This is a genomic window from Streptomyces sp. NBC_00335, assembly GCF_036127095.1.
GTDB lineage: Bacteria > Actinomycetota > Actinomycetes > Streptomycetales > Streptomycetaceae > Streptomyces.
Map to the genome: position 1 here is coordinate 8,173,956 of NZ_CP108006.1, position 16,163 is coordinate 8,190,118.

General features: G+C 73.4%; 18 protein-coding genes. 10 read left to right on the top strand and 8 right to left on the bottom strand.

The window, feature by feature from the left end; all coding sequences use genetic code 11:
* Nucleotides 1–30: 30 nt before the first annotated feature.
* Nucleotides 31–1,083 (bottom strand): zinc-dependent alcohol dehydrogenase family protein, encoded by a 1,053-nt coding sequence (locus tag OHA37_RS36920; RefSeq protein WP_266912110.1) that lies wholly within the window; start codon nt 1,081–1,083, stop codon nt 31–33.
* 127 nt (nt 1,084–1,210) lie between these two features.
* Here OHA37_RS36920 and OHA37_RS36925 point away from each other — a divergent pair, with 127 nt between their 5' ends.
* The gene (locus OHA37_RS36925) at nt 1,211–1,348 is read left to right on the top strand and encodes a hypothetical protein (RefSeq protein WP_266912112.1); all 138 of its coding nucleotides are present in this window, start codon (nt 1,211–1,213) and stop codon (nt 1,346–1,348) included.
* Nucleotides 1,349–1,398: 50 nt separating this feature from the next.
* On the top strand, nt 1,399–1,782 hold the full coding sequence (locus OHA37_RS36930) for a VOC family protein (protein ID WP_266912114.1): 384 nt from the start codon (nt 1,399–1,401) through the stop codon (nt 1,780–1,782).
* Nucleotides 1,783–1,848: 66 nt separating this feature from the next.
* On the opposite strand, the gene OHA37_RS36935 is transcribed toward OHA37_RS36930, so the two are convergent.
* The 3 genes from OHA37_RS36935 to OHA37_RS36945 form a co-directional block, all read right to left on the bottom strand.
* Nucleotides 1,849–2,556: a DUF4232 domain-containing protein gene (locus tag OHA37_RS36935; protein WP_266912116.1), complete on the bottom strand. Its 708-nt coding sequence runs from the start codon at nt 2,554–2,556 to the stop codon at nt 1,849–1,851.
* Between the two features lie 274 nt (nt 2,557–2,830).
* Nucleotides 2,831–3,616, bottom strand: a complete 786-nt coding sequence (locus OHA37_RS36940; RefSeq protein ID WP_266912118.1) for an ATP-grasp domain-containing protein — start codon at nt 3,614–3,616, stop codon at nt 2,831–2,833.
* Nucleotides 3,613–4,578, bottom strand: coding sequence for an ATP-grasp domain-containing protein (locus OHA37_RS36945; protein ID WP_266912120.1), 966 nt, complete (start codon nt 4,576–4,578; stop codon nt 3,613–3,615). Before OHA37_RS36945 ends, OHA37_RS36940 begins: the two co-directional genes overlap by 4 nt.
* 444 nt (nt 4,579–5,022) lie before the next feature.
* Between OHA37_RS36945 and OHA37_RS36950 the strand changes: the two genes are divergently transcribed.
* The 7 genes from OHA37_RS36950 to OHA37_RS36980 all read left to right on the top strand — a co-directional run bounded on the left by OHA37_RS36950 (nt 5,023) and on the right by OHA37_RS36980 (nt 11,448).
* Nucleotides 5,023–6,714, top strand: coding sequence for a sensor histidine kinase (locus OHA37_RS36950; RefSeq protein WP_266912122.1), 1,692 nt, complete (start codon nt 5,023–5,025; stop codon nt 6,712–6,714).
* Nucleotides 6,711–7,112, top strand: a complete 402-nt coding sequence (locus OHA37_RS36955; RefSeq protein WP_112451677.1) for a roadblock/LC7 domain-containing protein — start codon at nt 6,711–6,713, stop codon at nt 7,110–7,112. Before OHA37_RS36950 ends, OHA37_RS36955 begins: the two co-directional genes overlap by 4 nt.
* Nucleotides 7,109–7,471 carry a DUF742 domain-containing protein gene (locus tag OHA37_RS36960; protein WP_266912125.1) on the top strand — a complete coding sequence of 121 codons (363 nt, stop codon included), beginning with the start codon at nt 7,109–7,111 and terminating at the stop codon, nt 7,469–7,471. The genes OHA37_RS36955 and OHA37_RS36960 overlap by 4 nt, the downstream gene beginning before the upstream one ends.
* The gene (locus OHA37_RS36965) at nt 7,452–8,159 is read left to right on the top strand and encodes a GTP-binding protein (RefSeq protein WP_443046268.1); all 708 of its coding nucleotides are present in this window, start codon (nt 7,452–7,454) and stop codon (nt 8,157–8,159) included. Before OHA37_RS36960 ends, OHA37_RS36965 begins: the two co-directional genes overlap by 20 nt.
* A complete protein-coding gene (locus OHA37_RS36970; protein ID WP_266912127.1) occupies nt 8,156–9,394 on the top strand; it encodes a cytochrome P450 in 1,239 nt (412 codons plus the stop codon). Before OHA37_RS36965 ends, OHA37_RS36970 begins: the two co-directional genes overlap by 4 nt.
* Nucleotides 9,391–10,626, top strand: coding sequence for a cytochrome P450 family protein (locus OHA37_RS36975; protein ID WP_266912129.1), 1,236 nt, complete (start codon nt 9,391–9,393; stop codon nt 10,624–10,626). Before OHA37_RS36970 ends, OHA37_RS36975 begins: the two co-directional genes overlap by 4 nt.
* Nucleotides 10,627–10,716: 90 nt before the next feature.
* Nucleotides 10,717–11,448, top strand: a complete 732-nt coding sequence (locus OHA37_RS36980) for a DUF7873 family protein (RefSeq protein ID WP_266912131.1) — start codon at nt 10,717–10,719, stop codon at nt 11,446–11,448.
* Nucleotides 11,449–11,839: 391 nt separating this feature from the next.
* Here the strand turns inward: OHA37_RS36980 and OHA37_RS36985 are convergent, their stop codons facing one another.
* The 3 genes from OHA37_RS36985 to OHA37_RS36995 all read right to left on the bottom strand — a co-directional run bounded on the left by OHA37_RS36985 (nt 11,840) and on the right by OHA37_RS36995 (nt 14,253).
* Entirely contained in the window at nt 11,840–12,562 is a 723-nt protein-coding gene (locus tag OHA37_RS36985; RefSeq protein WP_266912133.1) for a zf-HC2 domain-containing protein, read from the bottom strand.
* Nucleotides 12,559–13,140: a sigma-70 family RNA polymerase sigma factor gene (locus OHA37_RS36990; RefSeq protein WP_266912135.1), complete on the bottom strand. Its 582-nt coding sequence runs from the start codon at nt 13,138–13,140 to the stop codon at nt 12,559–12,561. Before OHA37_RS36990 ends, OHA37_RS36985 begins: the two co-directional genes overlap by 4 nt.
* Before the next feature lie 114 nt (nt 13,141–13,254).
* Nucleotides 13,255–14,253 (bottom strand): DUF1996 domain-containing protein, encoded by a 999-nt coding sequence (locus OHA37_RS36995; RefSeq protein ID WP_266912137.1) that lies wholly within the window; start codon nt 14,251–14,253, stop codon nt 13,255–13,257.
* Between the two features lie 219 nt (nt 14,254–14,472).
* Here OHA37_RS36995 and OHA37_RS37000 point away from each other — a divergent pair, with 219 nt between their 5' ends.
* Nucleotides 14,473–15,753: a tetratricopeptide repeat protein gene (locus OHA37_RS37000; protein ID WP_266912139.1), complete on the top strand. Its 1,281-nt coding sequence runs from the start codon at nt 14,473–14,475 to the stop codon at nt 15,751–15,753.
* Between the two features lie 15 nt (nt 15,754–15,768).
* On the opposite strand, the gene OHA37_RS37005 is transcribed toward OHA37_RS37000, so the two are convergent.
* A complete protein-coding gene (locus OHA37_RS37005; protein WP_266912141.1) occupies nt 15,769–16,071 on the bottom strand; it encodes a putative quinol monooxygenase in 303 nt (100 codons plus the stop codon).
* Between the last annotated feature and the right edge of the window lie 92 nt (nt 16,072–16,163).

Sequence of the window (16,163 nt, forward strand, 5' to 3'; positions counted from 1 at the left end):
CCCGCGCGACCGGCAGCCCTGCCGTCCGGCTCAGTTCCGCCCGCCGGCCCCCGGCCGGATGATCGTGATTCCGGGCCCCGGCGCCGTGCCCATCGCCGCCAGCGCGGCCGGCGCCCCGTCCAGCGGGATCGTGGAGGTGACCAGCAGGTCCGGCCGCAGTGCCCCGGAGCGGACCAGTTCCATCATCGGCGGGTAGGCGTGCGCGGCCATCCCGTGGCTGCCGAGGATCTCCAGCTCCCACCCGATGACCCGCTCCATCGGCAGCGCCGCGGCCCCCCGCGCCGCGGGCAGCAGCCCGACCTGTACGTGCCGACCGCGCCGGCGCAGCCCGGACACCGACGCCGCCGCCGTGGCCGCGGAGCCGAGTGCGTCGAGCGACAGGTGCGCACCGCCGCGCGTGTGCTCCCGTACGGCCTCGGCGGCGTCGCCCCGCCCCGGATCCACGCAGTGCGCGGCCCCGAAGGCCCGCGCCAGCTCCAGCGCCGCCGGCGCGGTGTCCACGGCCACCACCCGGGCCCCCGCCGCCACCGCGATCATCACGGCCGACAGCCCCACCCCGCCGCAGCCGTGTACGGCGACCCACTCGCCCGGCGCCACCCGCCCCTGCGCGACGACGGCCCGGAAGGCCGTCGCGAACCGGCAGCCGAGCCCGGCCGCGGTGTCGTACGAGAGCTCCTCGGGCACGGCCACCAGATTGACGTCGGCGTGCTCCAGCGCCACGTACTCGGCGAAGGACCCCCAGTGCGTGAACCCCGGCTGCGTCTGCCGGGCGCACACCTGGTGCTGCCCGGCGGCGCATTCGGCGCAGCTTCCGCACGCGCACACGAAGGGCACCGTGACCCGGTCCCCGGCGCGCCAGTTGGCGACTCCCGAGCCCACCGCCTCGACCACACCGGCCAGTTCGTGGCCGGGCACGTGCGGGAGCGTGATGTCCGGGTCGTGGCCCATCCACCCGTGCCAGTCGCTGCGGCACAGCCCGGTCGCCTCAACCCGTACGACCACCCCATCGGCGGCAGGCACCGGATCGGACACGTCCCGCACCTCGCCGGGCTCCCCGTACCGCTCGAACACCACCGCGCGCACGCCGACCGCCTCCAGTCGCCTGATCTGCCGGAACCGGCCCGAGCCGTCCGACCCGGGCTCTCTTGTCGGCCCCGGGCCCGGATGCGAAGCTGCCGGGACGACCACCACACACCATCAGGGGGACCCCATGAACCGCAAGACGACCCGCAAGCGCGCGACGGCCGCCGCCGTGTCCGTCCTGCTCGCCCTCACCGTCACCGCCCTCGGCGCGAGCGCGTCGGCGCACGCGGCCGCGGGCGACAAGAAGGTCGAGGTCATCAAGTAGCGCCGAAAGCGGCCGGACCGGCTCCCGGGAGGTCTCCTACACTGGCGGGCATGGTAAGCCGCATCAGTGAGCTGGTCATCGACTGTGCCGACCCCGAGCGCCTCGCCGCGTTCTGGAGCGAGGCCCTCGGCTACGTGGAGCTGGGCCGGGAGGACGACGGAAGCATCGAGATCGGGCCGCCCGGCGCCGGTTTCGGAGGTCCGCAGCCCACCCTCGTCCTCAGCCCGAACAGCGACCCGCGGCGGGGGAAGCTCCGCCTGCACATCGACGTCAACCCCGTCGACCGCGACCAGGACGCCGAGCTGGAGCGCCTGCTCGCCCTCGGCGCCCGGCCGGTCGACATCGGTCAGACCGGCGCCGAGAGCTGGCACACCCTGGCCGACCCGGAAGGCAATGAGTTCTGCCTCCTGCGCACCCGCCTGCAGCCCCTCTGAGCCGTACACGCACGGCCCACGGCCCTGCGCCCCCGGCTCGGTGGGGCCCGTCGGCTTCGGACAGGCCTAGGAAGGCTTGACGGAGGACCAGGCGGTGACGGTCACCTTGCCGTCGCAGAAGGCGAACACGCCGTCGTCCATGGCGATCTGGTGCTTCCCGGCGCCGAGTACGCCGATGACCACGGTCGGGTAGCTGTCCGGGGTCGCGCCGGACGTGCAGTAGCCGTCCGCCTCGCCCTGGACCTGCACGAACGTGAGCTTCGTCCACGCGCGGGCGCCCGGGGCCAGCACCACGTCGGCGGCGTCGGGGCCGGTGTGGGTGGTGGCCAGCGGCTTGTTCTTCTCCGGCGAGCCGTTGCCCGCCGCCGCGACCGTCGGGTACCCGTACACCTTGCAGGGGGACGCGGAGGCGTTGGTGACGGAGACGATGGCGGCCCCGGTCCCCGTGCCGGGCGGGCGGACGTCGGCCTGGTGCCCCTCGGAGACCTTGATGTCGTCGACCGTGCAGGGCTTCTTCGTCGCGCCGCCGGAGGGGGAGGCCGAGGGGGACGCGCCGCCCGTGGAGCCGCCGCTCGCGCCGCTGCTGGTCGTTCCGCCCTTGTCGCCGCCGGTGGCCGTGGGCTCGGCCGGCCGCGAGCTCGCGGTCGGCGTCGACGGGCCGCCGGCCCCGACGTCGCCGTCGCCGGTCGGCGTGCAGCCCGTCATCAGGGCTGCGGCCGCCAGGGCCGTCGCCAGAGCCGCCGCGGTCCGGCCGATGCCTGCTGTGTACTGCATTGGGTGCTCCCCGAGGTTCACGACCGGTCCCGCACCGGCACTCGCGTGCAGGAACACGTTCCCTGACCCGAGCAGGTTCCCGCTGCACGCCGCTGTGGCGGTTCCGTGACGCGCCCATGACGAACGGCCCGACACCCCGCCCCGCGACAGGCGGAACGATCCGGAGCCGCGCCCGTCACAGGATCGGCCGGAGCCCGGTTCCCAACCCGCGACGAAGGGTGCGGAGCCGACCTCGGCCGGCGAGCCCCTCGACACCGATATGCGGCTGCCGTCCTCATCTGCCCCGGCGCAGGGCCAGCTCCGCCAGGGCTTCCGGGGCGCCCGGCTGGTCGCGGATGCCGGGGAAGGCGTTGACGTCCACGATCAGGGGGGAGCCGTCGGCCGTGGCGATGATGTCCACGCCGTAGACGTCCAGGGAGTAGACCTCGCCGACCCGGCGGGTCAGATCGGCCCAGCCCTCCGGGAGCCGGGGCAGCGGCAGCGTCGGGCCGCGGCCCCGCGCGGAGAGTTCCGAACGGCGCAGGGCCGCGAAGACGCGGTCGCCGATCGCCCAGAGCTTGTGGTCCCAGCCGCTGTTCGGGGCGAAGTCCTGGACCACCACCGGCTCGTCGGGCCAGTCGAGCGCCAGCTTCCCGAGGTGCGCGGCGTCGTCGACCCGGGCCACGAGGTCCGCGCGGCGGCTGTGGCGGCTCTTGACGACCACGGGGGAGATCAGCGGCGCCCCGGCCGCCCAGGACGCGAGCGCGCCGACGGTACGGGTTCCCGCGAACGGCAGCCCGGCCCGGACCGCCAGTTCCGCCATCAGGGTGCGGTCCTGGCAGAGCGTGGTCGCCGCGGCCGAGTTGACCACCGGAGCCCCGAGCCGCTCCAGCCGCCGGGCCAGTTCCAGTCCGGGCGGGGTGTGCGCCTTGAGGAGGTACGCATCGGCCGGCGCCCCGGCCGCCGCGTCCGGCGCGCCGGGATCCAGCAGCTCCACCCCGTGGCCGGCGGCCCGTAGGAGGCCTGCCGCCGCCGAGAGCAGCGGATGCCCGGGGTTGTCCGTGATCAGGCCGATCCTCATGCGGACCCTCCCGCGGGGGCGGCCGGGGTGACGGCCGCGACGGCACCGGCGGGCGTGGCCGCTGTGGCCCCGGTGGCCTGGAGGGGGATGGACACGGCCTGCCCGGACCAGCCGGGGAGCTCGGCCCCCACTCCGGAGCCGGGCCGCGATCCGGCGCCCCGGGCGAGGCCCAGTACCGCGCGGGCCACCCGGGCCGCCGCGTCGGGGACCTGACGGAAGCTCGGGAAGTCGTTCACGTCCACCACCACCGGCCCGTCGGGGCCCAGCAGCACGTCCACCCCGTACAGGTCGAGCCCGTACACCTCCCCGACCCGCGCGCCGATCTCCGCGATCTCGGCGGACAGCGGGACGAGGCGCTCCGGGACGGAGGCGTCCGGATGCAGGGGAGAGCGGCGCTCGGTGGCGAAGAGCTCCCCGCCGACCGCGTACACCTTGAGGTCGGTGCCCGAGTTCGGCACGTACGGCTGCGCGACGAGCATGCCCTCGCCCGCCAGTTCGGGGAGCATCGCGGCCAGCCGCTCCGGCGAGGAGACCAGGTGCACGGCCCGTCCGGAGCTGCCGTCGGCGGGTTTGACGACCAGCGGGTACTGCGACGCCGGTATCTCGGCCAGCAGTTCCGGCCGGGCCGCCGCGTAGGTCGGCGGCAGCGGCAGCCCCCGGCCGCGCCCGATGGCGGCGGCCAGCGCCTTGTCCCGTACGCCCCGGATCGCCCGGGCGTCGTTGACGGTGGTCGCACCGGCCGCCGCGGCGGCTTCGAGCAGGGTCAGCCCCGGCCCACCGGACACCGTCTTGAGGACCCAGGCGTCATGGGCGCCGGCGTCCACCGCCTCGCTCATCCGCAGCAGCGAACCCCCGGGCCGCAGCACCTCCACCCGGTGACCCCAGGCCTTCAGTTGCCGGACCACCTCGTTCGGCATGCCGTCGTGGCGGTAGTGCTCTTCCACCAGGAAGCAGAGCCTCATGGACCTTCCCCATTTTTCCCGGACGTCCGCCGATCCCGTCCGGCGAGTTGTGACGTCACAGGATGTCATGGGCTGCAATGTGATGATCGGTCCGTGTACGCCGCGACTGGCAACGGCGCCTCCGGGACGGGCTTCTCCGTCCGGACGCGGTCCCGGCGCCGTCCCCTCGTCGTCCTCTCGCCGTCCTCGCGCGGTCCTCTCGCGGTCCTCCGCCGGGATTCGGGCGGGGTGCGGCGAGGGGTGCGGGCGGGGTGCGGGTGGGGCGGACGGCGAGGCTCGCCGGATTTTCCTTCCATCCAAAGCGCTACAGAAGGACCTTTACCGCTCGCGGTTGAGTGGAAAACTTGTCAGAGGCTGCCCAAAACGATCAGTAACTCTCCTATAGTGATGCCTCGTTGCCAGGAACCTTCTCCTCCATTTACGCCCGGTATGAGGCTTTGATTGATGACGGCGTCGCCCTCCCCCCTTCGCCCCTCCGCGCTGGCCCTGCTGATCACCGCAGTCGCCGGTGGCGCGCTCACCACGGCGGCGGTGGCCGCGGCCCCGTCGTCCATCGCCACCGCCCTCGGCTGGTTCGCCGGCGCGGGCGTCCTGCTGCTCGCGGTCGCGGCCTTCGCGGTGACCTGGTGCGCACGCACCTCCCGGACGCAGCGCGGCCGCATCTCCGGCCTGAGCGCCGAACTGGTCGCCCGTGACGGTCACATCGCCCGGCTGATCGCCGACGCGACCCGTGACGCGGCCGCGCGCACGGCCGAACGCTCCCGCCTCACCGCCGAACACGCCGCCGTGCTGGATCGGCTGACGGGCGACCACGCCGCCGCGCTGGAACACCTGTCGAGCGCGCACTCCGCCGAACTCGACGGACTGGCCGCCGCCCAGAACGCCTCCCGCGAGCGGCTCGGCGGCGAGCTGCGCCGTGCCGAGTCCGGCCGGGCAGCCGCCATGGCCGCGGCCGCCAACGCCGCCGGCCGGATGCAGGCCCTGGCCACGGGAATGCTCGCCGACCTGCGCGACATGGAGCACCGGCACGCCGACGAGGACGTCCTCGGCGACCTGCTCCACCTCGACCACCGCACCGCCCAGGCCGGCCGCCTCGCCGACTCCATCGCCGTACTGACCGGAGCCCGTTCGGGCCGCCGCTGGGCGAAGCCGATCGTCATGGAGTCCATCCTGCGCGGCGCGATGGGCCGCATCGGCGGCTACCAGCGGGTCAGGCTGCACTCCACCAGCGACGCCGCCGTCGCCGGGCACGCGGCCGAGGGCGTCATGCACGCCCTCGCCGAACTCCTGGACAACGCGGCCAACTTCTCCCCGCCGACCGCCGAGGTCCACGTCTACGTGGAGGAGGTGCCGTCCGGGATCGTCATCACCGTCGAGGACAGCGGCCTCGTCATGAGCGAGGTCCAGCTGCGCCGCGCCGAACAAGCCGTGACCGCCGCCTCCCTGGACCTGGCCGGGCTGTCCGGCACCCGGCTCGGCCTCGCCGTCGTCGGCCGGCTCGCCCGCAAGCACGGACTGACCGTCTCCTTCCGGCCCTCCGCCCGAGGCGGTACGGGCGCGCTGATGATGCTCCCGCAGGAGCTCATCAGCCGCACCCCCGCCGAAGCCCCCGCCGCGCCGCTCGCGGTCCCCGCGCAGGCGTCCGCCCGGGTCGCGCCGGAGGCGGCGGCAGCGTCCGAAGTCCCCGCCGCGGCCGAGCCCGAGCCCGAGGCCGTGCACGACACCGCCGCCGGTCGGGACGACACCGTCCGCGCGCAGGACCGTACGGCCGTGGACCGCGGGACCGCGGTCCCCGGCGCAGCGGACACCGGCGTCGACTCCGAATCCACCGGCGAGCACCCGCACTTCGGCGACAGCGGCCTGCCCCAGCGCCGCCGCGGCCGGACCCTGGCGGCGGCCCACCCCGAGGGCACGGACGGCGCGGCCACCGAGGCCCGTACGTCCTCGGCCCCGGACGCGGCCTCCGCGCCCGGCGGGGCGTCCCGGTCGGCCGCGCGGTTCGGCAGCTTCCGCCAGGCCGTCCGCGGCGGCGCCGCGGCACCGGGCGGCGGAGCAGCCTCAGGCGAAGCCGGCGCCCCCGGCGACGAGCAGCAGCCCGCGCACACCACAGACCCGGAAGGCAACACGCGATCATGACCGGCTTCACCACCGACGAGACGCTCAACTGGCTCCTCGAAGGCCTCCTGGAGCGCACACCGGGCGCCCGCCACGCCCTCGTGCTCTCCCGCGACGGCCTCAAGCTGTGCCGCACGCCCGAGCTCTCCGTCGACCAGGCCGACCAGCTCGCCGCGATCGCCGCCGGCATCCAGAGCCTGTCCCACGGGGCGTCCATCGAGTTCGGCGACGGAACCGGCGGAGTCCGCTCGGCCATGGCCGAGTTCTACGGCGGGATCCTGTTCATCGTCGAGGCCGGCGAGGGGGCGCACCTCGCGCTCGTCGCGAACGAGGACGCCGACGCCGGACTCGTCGGCCACAACATGTCCGAACTGGTCGAGCAGCTCGGCGAACACCTCATCGCCAGGCCCCGGGGATGAGCCGCCCCCGGCCGGGCCGGGACGACTCGCCAGACCGGCTCTACACCCTCACCGGTGGCCGCAGCCGCTCCGGATCCGACGTCTTCGACCTGGTCACCCTGGTCGTCACCGAAAGCGATCCGGTGCCCGGCATGCAGTCCGAGCACGCGGCGATCCTGCGGATGTGCCAGTTCCCGACGGCCGTCGTGGAGATCGCCGCCGAGCTCGCCCTACCGGTGTCGATCGTACGGATCCTGCTGGCCGACCTGCTCGCCACCGGACGGATCCGCGCCCGCCACCCGCGTACGGCGAACTCGGCGTACAGCTTTACCGACCCCGACATCCTGGAGCAGGTGCTCGTTGGACTCCGCAATCTCTGACGCGACGATCCCCGACGCCGCGTCGCCGGCCGGCGCAGTGCCCCTCGGGGCCGAACCGCTCCGGCCCCGCCAGGCACTGCGCAGCACGGCCGACAACGGGCTGAAGATCGTCATCGTGGGCGGTTTCGGCGTCGGCAAGACCACGATGGTCCGCTCGGTCAGCGAGATCCGCCCGCTGAACACCGAAGAGACCATGACCAAGGCCGGCGAGGCCGTGGACGACACCCAGGGGATCGCCGGGAAGAGCGCCACCACCGTGGCCTTCGACTTCGGGCGCATCACCCTCGACGCCCGCAACGTGCTCTACCTGTTCGGCGCCCCCGGCCAGGAGCGGTTCTGGTTCCTGTGGGACCGGCTCTTCTCCGGCACCCTCGGCGCCGTCGTCCTCGTCGACACCCGGCGCCTGGCGGACTCCTGGTACGCCATCGACCGGCTCGAACACCACGGCACGCCCTTCGTCGTGGCCTGCAACGACTTCGGCGGCCCCGAGCACACCCCGGAGCAGATCCGTGCCGCCCTCGACCTGCCGGACCACATCCCGCTGGTGTTCTGCGACGCCCGCTCCCGGGAGTCCAGCAAGCAGGTCCTGATCTCCCTCGTCCAGCACCTCCAGACGGCCGCGCTGTCGCACGCCCGGCCGAGCCTCCAGCCGAGCCCCCTGTCCCAGACCCCGGAGCCCACCCCGTGACCTGCCCCGCCGCCCCCGAGCACCAGCCCGTCTACCTCGGCGGCCCCCGGTTCCAGACCGACCCCGGCGAGCTCTACCGGGAGATGCGCCGCGACCACGGCGCCGTCGCCCCGGTCGTCCTCGACGGAGACGTACCGGCCTGGCTGGTCCTCGGCTACCGCGAGCTGCACCAGGTCACCAGCGACCCCGTGCTCTTCTCCCGGGACTCCGAGCTGTGGAACCAGTGGGACCGGATCCCCGCCGACTGGCCGCTGCTCCCGATGATCGGCCGCCGCCAGCCGTCGATCCTCTACACCGTCGGCGAACGCCACCGCGAGCGGGCCGCCGTCATCTCCGAGGCCCTCGAAGCCGTCGACCCCTTCGAACTCAAGGGGCACGCCGAGCGGTTCGCCGACGAGCTGATCGACGAACTGTGCGGCAAGGGCTCCTGCGACATCGTCGGCGAGTACGCCATGCTGCTGCCGCTGCGCGTCCTCGCCCGCCTCTACGGATTCTCCGACGAGCAGGGCCCCGGACTCGTCCGCGCCATGAACGACATGATCAACGGGCGGGAGGGCGCCCTGGAGGGCCAGCAGCACCTCGCCGAGTCGATGTTCGCGCTGCTCTCCGCCAAACTCGCCGAGCCCGGCGCCGACGTGGTCTCCCGGATGCTCGCCAACCGCTCCGGCTTCACCGTCGAAGAGGTCGCCCAGGACCTCATGGTCATGATGGCCGCGGGCCACCAGCCCACCGCCGACTGGATCGGCAACTCCCTGCGCCTCATGCTCACCGACGACCGCTTCGCCGCCTCCCTCGCGGGCGGCCGGCACAGCGTCGGCGAGGCCATGAACGAGGTGCTGTGGGAGGACACCCCCACCCAGAACGTGGCCGGCCGCTGGACCTCCCGCGACACCCACCTGGGCGGACAGCGCATCGCCGGCGGCGACCTCGTCCTGCTCGGCATCGGCGCCGCCAACGCGGACCCGCACGTGCGCACCGACGCCGGGGAACTGACCGGCGGCAACAACGCCTTCTTCTCCTTCGGGCACGGTGAACACCGCTGCCCCTTCCCCGCCCAGGAGGTCGCCGAGGTCATCGCGCGCACCGGCATCGAGGTGCTCCTCGACCGGCTGCCCGACGTGGACCTCGCCGTGCCCGCCGGGGACCTGGCGCGCCGCCCCTCGCCCTGGCTGCGCGGCCTCACCGCCCTGCCCGTCACCTACACCCCGACCCCCGCCCTTGGAGCCACCCGATGACGTGCCCGATCGACCACTCCGGCCCCGCGGCCATCGTCCTGGACCCCTTCGTCGCCGACCTCGACGCCGAGAGCGCCGCGCTGCGCGCCGCCGGACCGCTGGTCCAGGTGGTCCTCCCCGGTGACGTGGCCGTCTACGCGGTCACGCACCACGCCGAGGCCCGCAAGCTGCTCACCGACCCCCGGATCGTCAAGGACATCGACGTGTGGGGCGCCTGGCAGCGCGGCGAGATCCCGATGGACTGGCCGCTGATCGGCCTCGCCAACCCCGGCCGCTCGATGCTCACCGTCGACGGCGAGGACCACCGCCGGCTGCGCACCCTGGTCGCGCAGGCGCTGACCGTACGCCGGGTGGAGAAGCTGCGCGCCGGGATCGAGGCCCTGACCACCGGCATGCTGGACAAGCTGGCCGGGCTGCCGGCCGGCGAGACGGTGGACCTCAAGGCGCAGTTCGCGTACCCGCTGCCGATGAACGTCATCAGCGACCTGATGGGCGTCGACGCCGAGGAACACCCGCGGCTGAAGGCCCTGTTCGAGAAGTTCTTCTCCACGCAGACGCTGCCCGAGGAGGTGCCGCAGATGATGGCGGACCTCGGCGCGCTGTTCTCCCGCATCGTCGAGTCCAAGCGCGAGAACCCGGGCGACGACCTCACCAGCGCCCTCATCGAGGCCTCGGAGGACGGCGACCACCTCACCACCGAGGAGATCACCAACACCCTCCAGCTGATCGTCGCCGCCGGCCACGAGACCACCATCAGCCTGATCGTCAACGCGGTCGTCGCCCTGGAGACCCACCCGGAGCAGCGCGCCCTCGTCCTCAAGGGCGAGGTCTCCTGGGAGAACGTCATCGAGGAGACCCTGCGCTGGTCCAGCCCCACCTCGCACGTCCTGATCCGCTTCGCCACCGAGGACGTGGAGGTCGGTGACCGGATCCTGCCCAAGGGCGAGGGCCTGATCGTCTCCTTCGGCGCGCTCGGCCGCGACGAGGCCCAGTTCGGCGAGACGGCGGGCGAGTTCGACGCCACCCGCACCCCGAACCGGCACATCTCCTTCGGCCACGGCCCGCACGTCTGCCCCGGCGCGGCCCTCTCCCGCCTGGAGGCCCTGGTGGCCCTCCCGGCCCTCTACGCCCGCTTCCCGGACCTCACCCTGGCGGTCCCCCCGACCGAACTCCGCAACAAGCCGATCCTCACCCAGAACGACCTCTTCGACCTCCCGGTCCGCCTGGCCTGAGCTCCGCTGCCCCGCCCCCTCGGCCCACGGGGGGCGGGGCGGCGCATTTAATCGGATGTGCTTACGGGGCGCGGTTGTTAGGTTCGCCGTGTGCCGAAGCTGAATCAGATCATCGCAGTCGAAAAGGGCGTCAAGTCCAAGGCCCTCCAGGAGCTCACGCAGGCTCACCAGGACGTGCAGAAGCCCGCCCTGCTGGCCGGCATCTCCCGGACCTACCAGCCCAAGGACGAGGAGGGCGAGCAGCTCCCGCCCGAGTCCACCCGGGTCCAGATCAAGGCCGAGGACGCCCTGCGGGCGACCGCCTCGACGCTCACCCGGCTCTTCGACGTGACCGCGACGAAGGACTGGGCGAACCGGTCCGCGGTCGCGGACGTGGTGGTCGACGGTACGGTCCTGCTGCCCCAGGTGCCCGTCCCGTACCTGCTGTTCCTGGAGAAGCAGCTCACCGACCTGCACACCTTCGTGCGCAAACTGCCGGTGCTCGACGCCTCCGAGTCGTGGAACCTGGACCCCTCGACGGACGCGTGGAAGACGGACCCGGTGCGGACCATCCGCACGAAGAAGGTCCCGCGCAACCACGTGAAGGCCGAGGCCACGGAGAAGCACCCGGCGCAGGTCGAGGTGTACTACGAGGACGTGGCGGTCGGTTACTGGACCACCGTGAAGTTCTCCGGCGCGCTGCCCGCCCGGCGGGTCAACGAGCTCCTCGACCGGGTCGAGAAGCTCCAGCAGTCCGTGAAGTTCGCCCGCGAGGAGGCGAACAACACCGAGGTCACCGACCAGCGCATCGGCGACGCGGTATTCGGCTACCTCTTCCGGTAGCCCCACATTCGCCCCCCGTCGCGAACGGGGGGTGCGCGATGAGCGCAAGCTGAAACTGATGTTGAAGCTGATCATGGGGTGTCAGTTGGGGGTTCGAATCCCTCCCCCCGCACACGTGCGGGGGTGGCCCAAGCCGGCAGAGGCGGCCCCGTAAATCTCAGATTCTCGCTCCAGTCTCAGTATTCGCCGCCGAACACCGGATCGACCGAGCGCGGGCGATCATCGACGGATAGGGGTTCAAGTCCCTTCGGCGCCTCTCTCGTGGCGCTGTAGTTCAACGGCAGAACACGTCGATCTCAGAATGACCCGCGGCTCTTAAACGCCGTCGGTGTGCGCAATTGGGTGGCAAGCTGGAGCCCGGGAGCTGGACATGCTCCCGGGCTCCGTCACGTCATGCGGGCATGGGTACCGAGACGAAGGCCGTGCCCGACTCGTTCTCGACCAGGACCGCCCGGACGTCCGCCGGGTCCACCGCCGCCGAGCCGTCCAGCGCCGCGCCCTTGCCCTCGCCGTGCTCCGCGGTGCCCACCACCCAGCCGCCCGCCGTGGTGCGCGTACCGTCCCGGGAGACCACGACGATCCGGCAGCGCTCGCCCGCCCGGATCCCCGTCACCGCGGCGTGCACCCGCACCCACTTGGCCGCGGGCGTCACCTGTACGGTCATCCGCGCGCCCGTGCCCGCATCCGTCGCGGAGGCCACCTTGGTGCCCGCCGCAGGCGGCGACGGCGGAGCCGAGAGCGTCGGCAGCGGCCGGGCCTCGACCGCGGTGTTCCCGCCGCCCAGCTGCGTACCGGCCCAGAAGACGGCGGTCAGCGAGGCCGCCACGGCCAGTCCGGTGAGCGCGGTGCGGCGCCGCCGCGCCCCGTCGACCTCCTGGCGCATCTGGCGCAGGGTGCGCTGGAGCAACAGGTCTCCGCCCTGCGGCGGACCGTCGAGGAACGCCTCGGGGGGCACCTCGCCCAGCGCCGCCTCCATCTCGCGCAAGGCCGTCACCTCCTGACGGCACTGCACGCAGCCGTCCACGTGTTCCTCGACCCGGCGGACCTCCGCGTCGTCCAGGACGCCGAGAACGTACGGGCCGAGCAGTTCCTCCTCGTGCCTCTGCCCGTTCATGCCACCACCTCCTGCAGTCCGCCGGGCCGCGGAGACGGGCTGCCCGTGCGTGTGCTTTCCCTGAAGACTTCTCTGAGCGCCTTGAGCGCGTAGTGCGAGCGCGATTTCACCGTGCCGGCCGGGATGCCGAGGGCGTCCGCCGCCTCGGCGACGCTCTGCTGGCGGTAGTACAACTCCGTCAGTACGTCCCGGTGTTCCGGTGACAACCGGTCCAGGGCCCCCAGTACGGTCATCGTGTCCACCACCGCGTCGGCGTGGTCCGCCTCCACCGGCGGATGCGCCGGCGATCCGGACACCTCCGCAGGCCGCGCCGCCTTCGCCCGGTACCGGTCGGTGATGATGTTGCGGGCCACCGTGAGCAGCCAGCCGCGTACGGAGCCCTTCCCGTTCACCAGGACCTCGGAGTGGCGCCAGGCCCTGATCAGGGTCTCCTGGACGATGTCCTCGGCCGCGGCCCGGTCCCCGGTCAGCCGGGTCGCGTACGCGAGCAGGGCGTGACCGTGCTGCTCGTACACGGACTTGATCAATGCCTCGTCGGTCGAGCCCCGCCGAGTGCGGGGCCACAGTGGTCCGGCCATCTCACCCTCTCCGTCTTCCTCGCTCTTTTGGTGCGTTCGGAACACGCCGCGCACGGGCACCGGGTTCACGTGACCTGCGTCACCCGGAGGCCCGTGGCCGGTTCGCTCCGCCGCTCAGGTCCGGCAGGCGCGGCCCTGGTTGAGGCAGTTCACGACCGCGTCCATCCGCGGGCCGGTCATCACGTTCACGAACATCGCGTGGTCCGTCCCGGGGCTGTGCCGCTGTTCCGGGAAGGAGTCCAGCGCGATCGGCGCCCCCGCGGGCACGTCGTAGGCGAGGGAGATCCGCAGGCGCGGCACGGGGAAGGTGTCCTCGGGGCAGACCCCGTTCGCCGCCGGGAAGCGCAGGTGCGAGCGGTGCCCGGGACTGCTGGTGTCCAGACCGTTCCAGCAGCTCGGGAAGGTGAGCGTACGGGTGAGGCGCTCGCCCCCGGGACAGCGCGGATAGCGGGTGGTGGACCGGTCGGGGGAGCCCGAACAGCCCCAGCGGGCCCGCACGTCCGCGTCGGAGTCCGCGGTGAAGGCCACCGCGTCACCGGTCATCGCGCTCAGGAACCGGGGCATCGCCACCACCTTGCTCACCGGACTGCCGAGGAACTCCACCGACACCGCGGCCTCCGGCAGGATCGTCCCCGCGTTGCCGTGGCCCGCGGATCCCTCGTGCGGCCGGTCGCCCTGCCGGTCCGTGCGGCGCAGCACCGGCCAGTAGTACGTGGAACGGTCCCCGCCCGCGCAGCTGGTGGCGGCCGCCTCCAGGGAGGCGTCGGTGGAGAAGGCGTCCGTGGACAGGTTCCCGACGTAGCCGTGCGTGTGGTGGGCGCCGGAGCGCAGCCCCGGGGAGACGACGAGGTTGTCCTCGTTGTAGTGGCCCTCCTCGTTGCGCCCGCAATCCACCGACACCCGGCCCGTGGAGGCCTGCGGACCGGCCGCGGGGGGCTCGGCGGGCCCCGGCGGGACCTCCCGGAAGTCCACGAAGTCGGAGGGCGCGGGCCCGGCCGCACCCGCCGGCGGACGCGGCCCGCCCGCGCGCGCGGCTCCCAGTACGGCGGCGGTCAGCCCGGAGCCCAGTACCAGGCAGATCAGCAGCGTGAGCAGTCGGCGTTCGTTCCCCATGCGGGTCACGGTTGCCGCCCACCCCCGCCTGCGTCAACCGGGCGTCCGCAGGGCGGTCGCCGGGGGGTCGTCGCCCGGCCAGCGGCGCCTGGATGCCGTTGAAGGCGTTGCACGCGCGGGCCCCGCGGGCCGGGGACCGCAACCTTTGCCCCCGTTTGACTGTTCATACGGCAAAGCAACCTTCTCGAGCGACCCGCATCGCAAGGAAGGACCACCGCCGTGCCCGTTGCCAACCACCTCCTGCACCGCCTGATCAGGGAAACCGGCTGGACCTACGAAGCCCTGGCCCGGCGCCTCAACACGAGCGCGCAGGCGGCCGGCCTCACCACCGGCTACGACCGCACCTCGGTCGCCCACTGGCTGCGCGGCAGCACCCCGCGCGATCCCGTCCCCGGCCTCCTCTGCGAGATCCTCGCCGCCCGGCTGAACCGGCCCGTCGGCCCGGCCGACATCGGCATGCACCACGCCGGCATGCACCAGGCCGCCTCGCACCAGACCGCCCCGGCGCATCCGGGCGCCGACCCCGCCGGCGGCGGTCCGGCCCCCGGACTCCACGCCCTGGCGGCGGAGCTCCTCGCCACCGTGCCCGGTCTGCACCCGCACCGCAGGCCCCGTCACGGCGGCGAGACGCACCGGGTCCCCGAACAGCGCGACCGGCCCGACGCCGGGCAGGTCCCCGCCCTGTCCCACACCGAACTGCGCCGGGCCGCCGAGAACTTCTTCACCGGCCAGGTCGACGCCCTCGGCGGGGACGCCACCGCGCCCGTACTCCTCGCGTACCTCCAGAGCACCTTCCGTACGGCCCTCACCGCCACCGGGGACGAAAGGTCCCTGTCCGCCATGGAGATCGGCCACGCGGCGCGCACGGTGCTGCTCCTGGCCCGCAGTTACGCAGACCAGTGCTCCTTCGCCGAGGCGCGGCGGACCCTGAGCCGGGCCGCCTCCCTCGCGGAGCTGGCCGGGGAACCCTCCACCCAGGCCATCGCCCTGCGCATGCTCAGCCAGGACGCGCTCGACCAGAACCAGCCGGCCGTCGCCCTGTCCTACGTGCGCCGGGCGCTGGAGATCGCCCCGCGTGCGCCGGACGCCGTACGGGCCTTCGTCGCGGCCCAGGCGGCCCAGGTGCACGCGGTCCTCGGGGATCGGGCCGAGGCCCTCGCCTGGCTCGACGCCGCCGACCTGGCGCAGGGGGCCGCGGCGGGGGAGCCGGATCCCTTCCACACCTACCGCCCGGCCGCCCTGGAGTTCAAGCGCGCGGTGGTCCTCGGCCTGCTCGGAGACCATCCCGCGGCGCATGCGGCCCTGGACGCCTCGCTGGCCTCCCGCCCGGCCCAGCAGGAACGCGCGATCATGCTCACGCACGTGGAACGGGCCCGGCTGTACCGGCTCGGCGGTCACGAGCGGGAGGCTGCCGCCGAACTGCGGTACGCGCAGGCCCTCAACCGGGGCGTCCACTCCCCGCGCGCCGCCCGCGAGATCGAGCTCCTCGGTCCGGCCTGATCGGCCAGGCGCCCACTAAGCCAGCGGCGCCGCGTCGAGCTCGATCACCTCCGCGGGTCCCGCACGGAACGCCGGGCTCGCGGCGTCCGCCGCGATCATGTGCGGGGTGACGTCGTGCGCGGCGAGCGCCTCCCGCGAGGACCATTCCTCCAGGAGGGCGAACCGGTCGGGATCGCCGCTCACCCGGTGCATGTCGTAGCGGATGCAACCCTCCTCGGCGCGCACGACGGGCGCGAGGCGTTCGTAGGCGTCGATCTGCTCCAGGCCGCGGCCCGGAAGGGTGGTGATGAGGATCAGGAGTCGAACTGTCGATGGCATGAGGCGAAAGCTAGTTCGAGCGAGGCGGGCGGCGGAAAGGCTTTTCCGCCGCGCATGGCCGGTCCCCTTCTTGCCCGTTTCGGGCCGACCGC

What these genes read in the sequence shown, in the direction of transcription:
- OHA37_RS36925 (WP_266912112.1), top strand. Translation starts at nt 1,211, where the DNA reads ATGAACCGCAAGACGACCCGCAAGCGCGCGACGGCCGCCGCCGTGTCC.
- OHA37_RS36930 (WP_266912114.1), top strand. Translation starts at nt 1,399, where the DNA reads ATGGTAAGCCGCATCAGTGAGCTGGTCATCGACTGTGCCGACCCCGAG.
- OHA37_RS36935 (WP_266912116.1), bottom strand. Translation starts at nt 2,556, where the DNA reads ATGCAGTACACAGCAGGCATCGGCCGGACCGCGGCGGCTCTGGCGACG.
- OHA37_RS36940 (WP_266912118.1), bottom strand. Translation starts at nt 3,616, where the DNA reads ATGAGGATCGGCCTGATCACGGACAACCCCGGGCATCCGCTGCTCTCG.
- OHA37_RS36945 (WP_266912120.1), bottom strand. Translation starts at nt 4,578, where the DNA reads ATGAGGCTCTGCTTCCTGGTGGAAGAGCACTACCGCCACGACGGCATG.
- OHA37_RS36950 (WP_266912122.1), top strand. Translation starts at nt 5,023, where the DNA reads ATGACGGCGTCGCCCTCCCCCCTTCGCCCCTCCGCGCTGGCCCTGCTG.
- OHA37_RS36955 (WP_112451677.1), top strand. Translation starts at nt 6,711, where the DNA reads ATGACCGGCTTCACCACCGACGAGACGCTCAACTGGCTCCTCGAAGGC.
- OHA37_RS36960 (WP_266912125.1), top strand. Translation starts at nt 7,109, where the DNA reads ATGAGCCGCCCCCGGCCGGGCCGGGACGACTCGCCAGACCGGCTCTAC.
- OHA37_RS36975 (WP_266912129.1), top strand. Translation starts at nt 9,391, where the DNA reads ATGACGTGCCCGATCGACCACTCCGGCCCCGCGGCCATCGTCCTGGAC.
- OHA37_RS36985 (WP_266912133.1), bottom strand. Translation starts at nt 12,562, where the DNA reads ATGAACGGGCAGAGGCACGAGGAGGAACTGCTCGGCCCGTACGTTCTC.
- OHA37_RS36990 (WP_266912135.1), bottom strand. Translation starts at nt 13,140, where the DNA reads ATGGCCGGACCACTGTGGCCCCGCACTCGGCGGGGCTCGACCGACGAG.
- OHA37_RS36995 (WP_266912137.1), bottom strand. Translation starts at nt 14,253, where the DNA reads ATGGGGAACGAACGCCGACTGCTCACGCTGCTGATCTGCCTGGTACTG.
- OHA37_RS37005 (WP_266912141.1), bottom strand. Translation starts at nt 16,071, where the DNA reads ATGCCATCGACAGTTCGACTCCTGATCCTCATCACCACCCTTCCGGGC.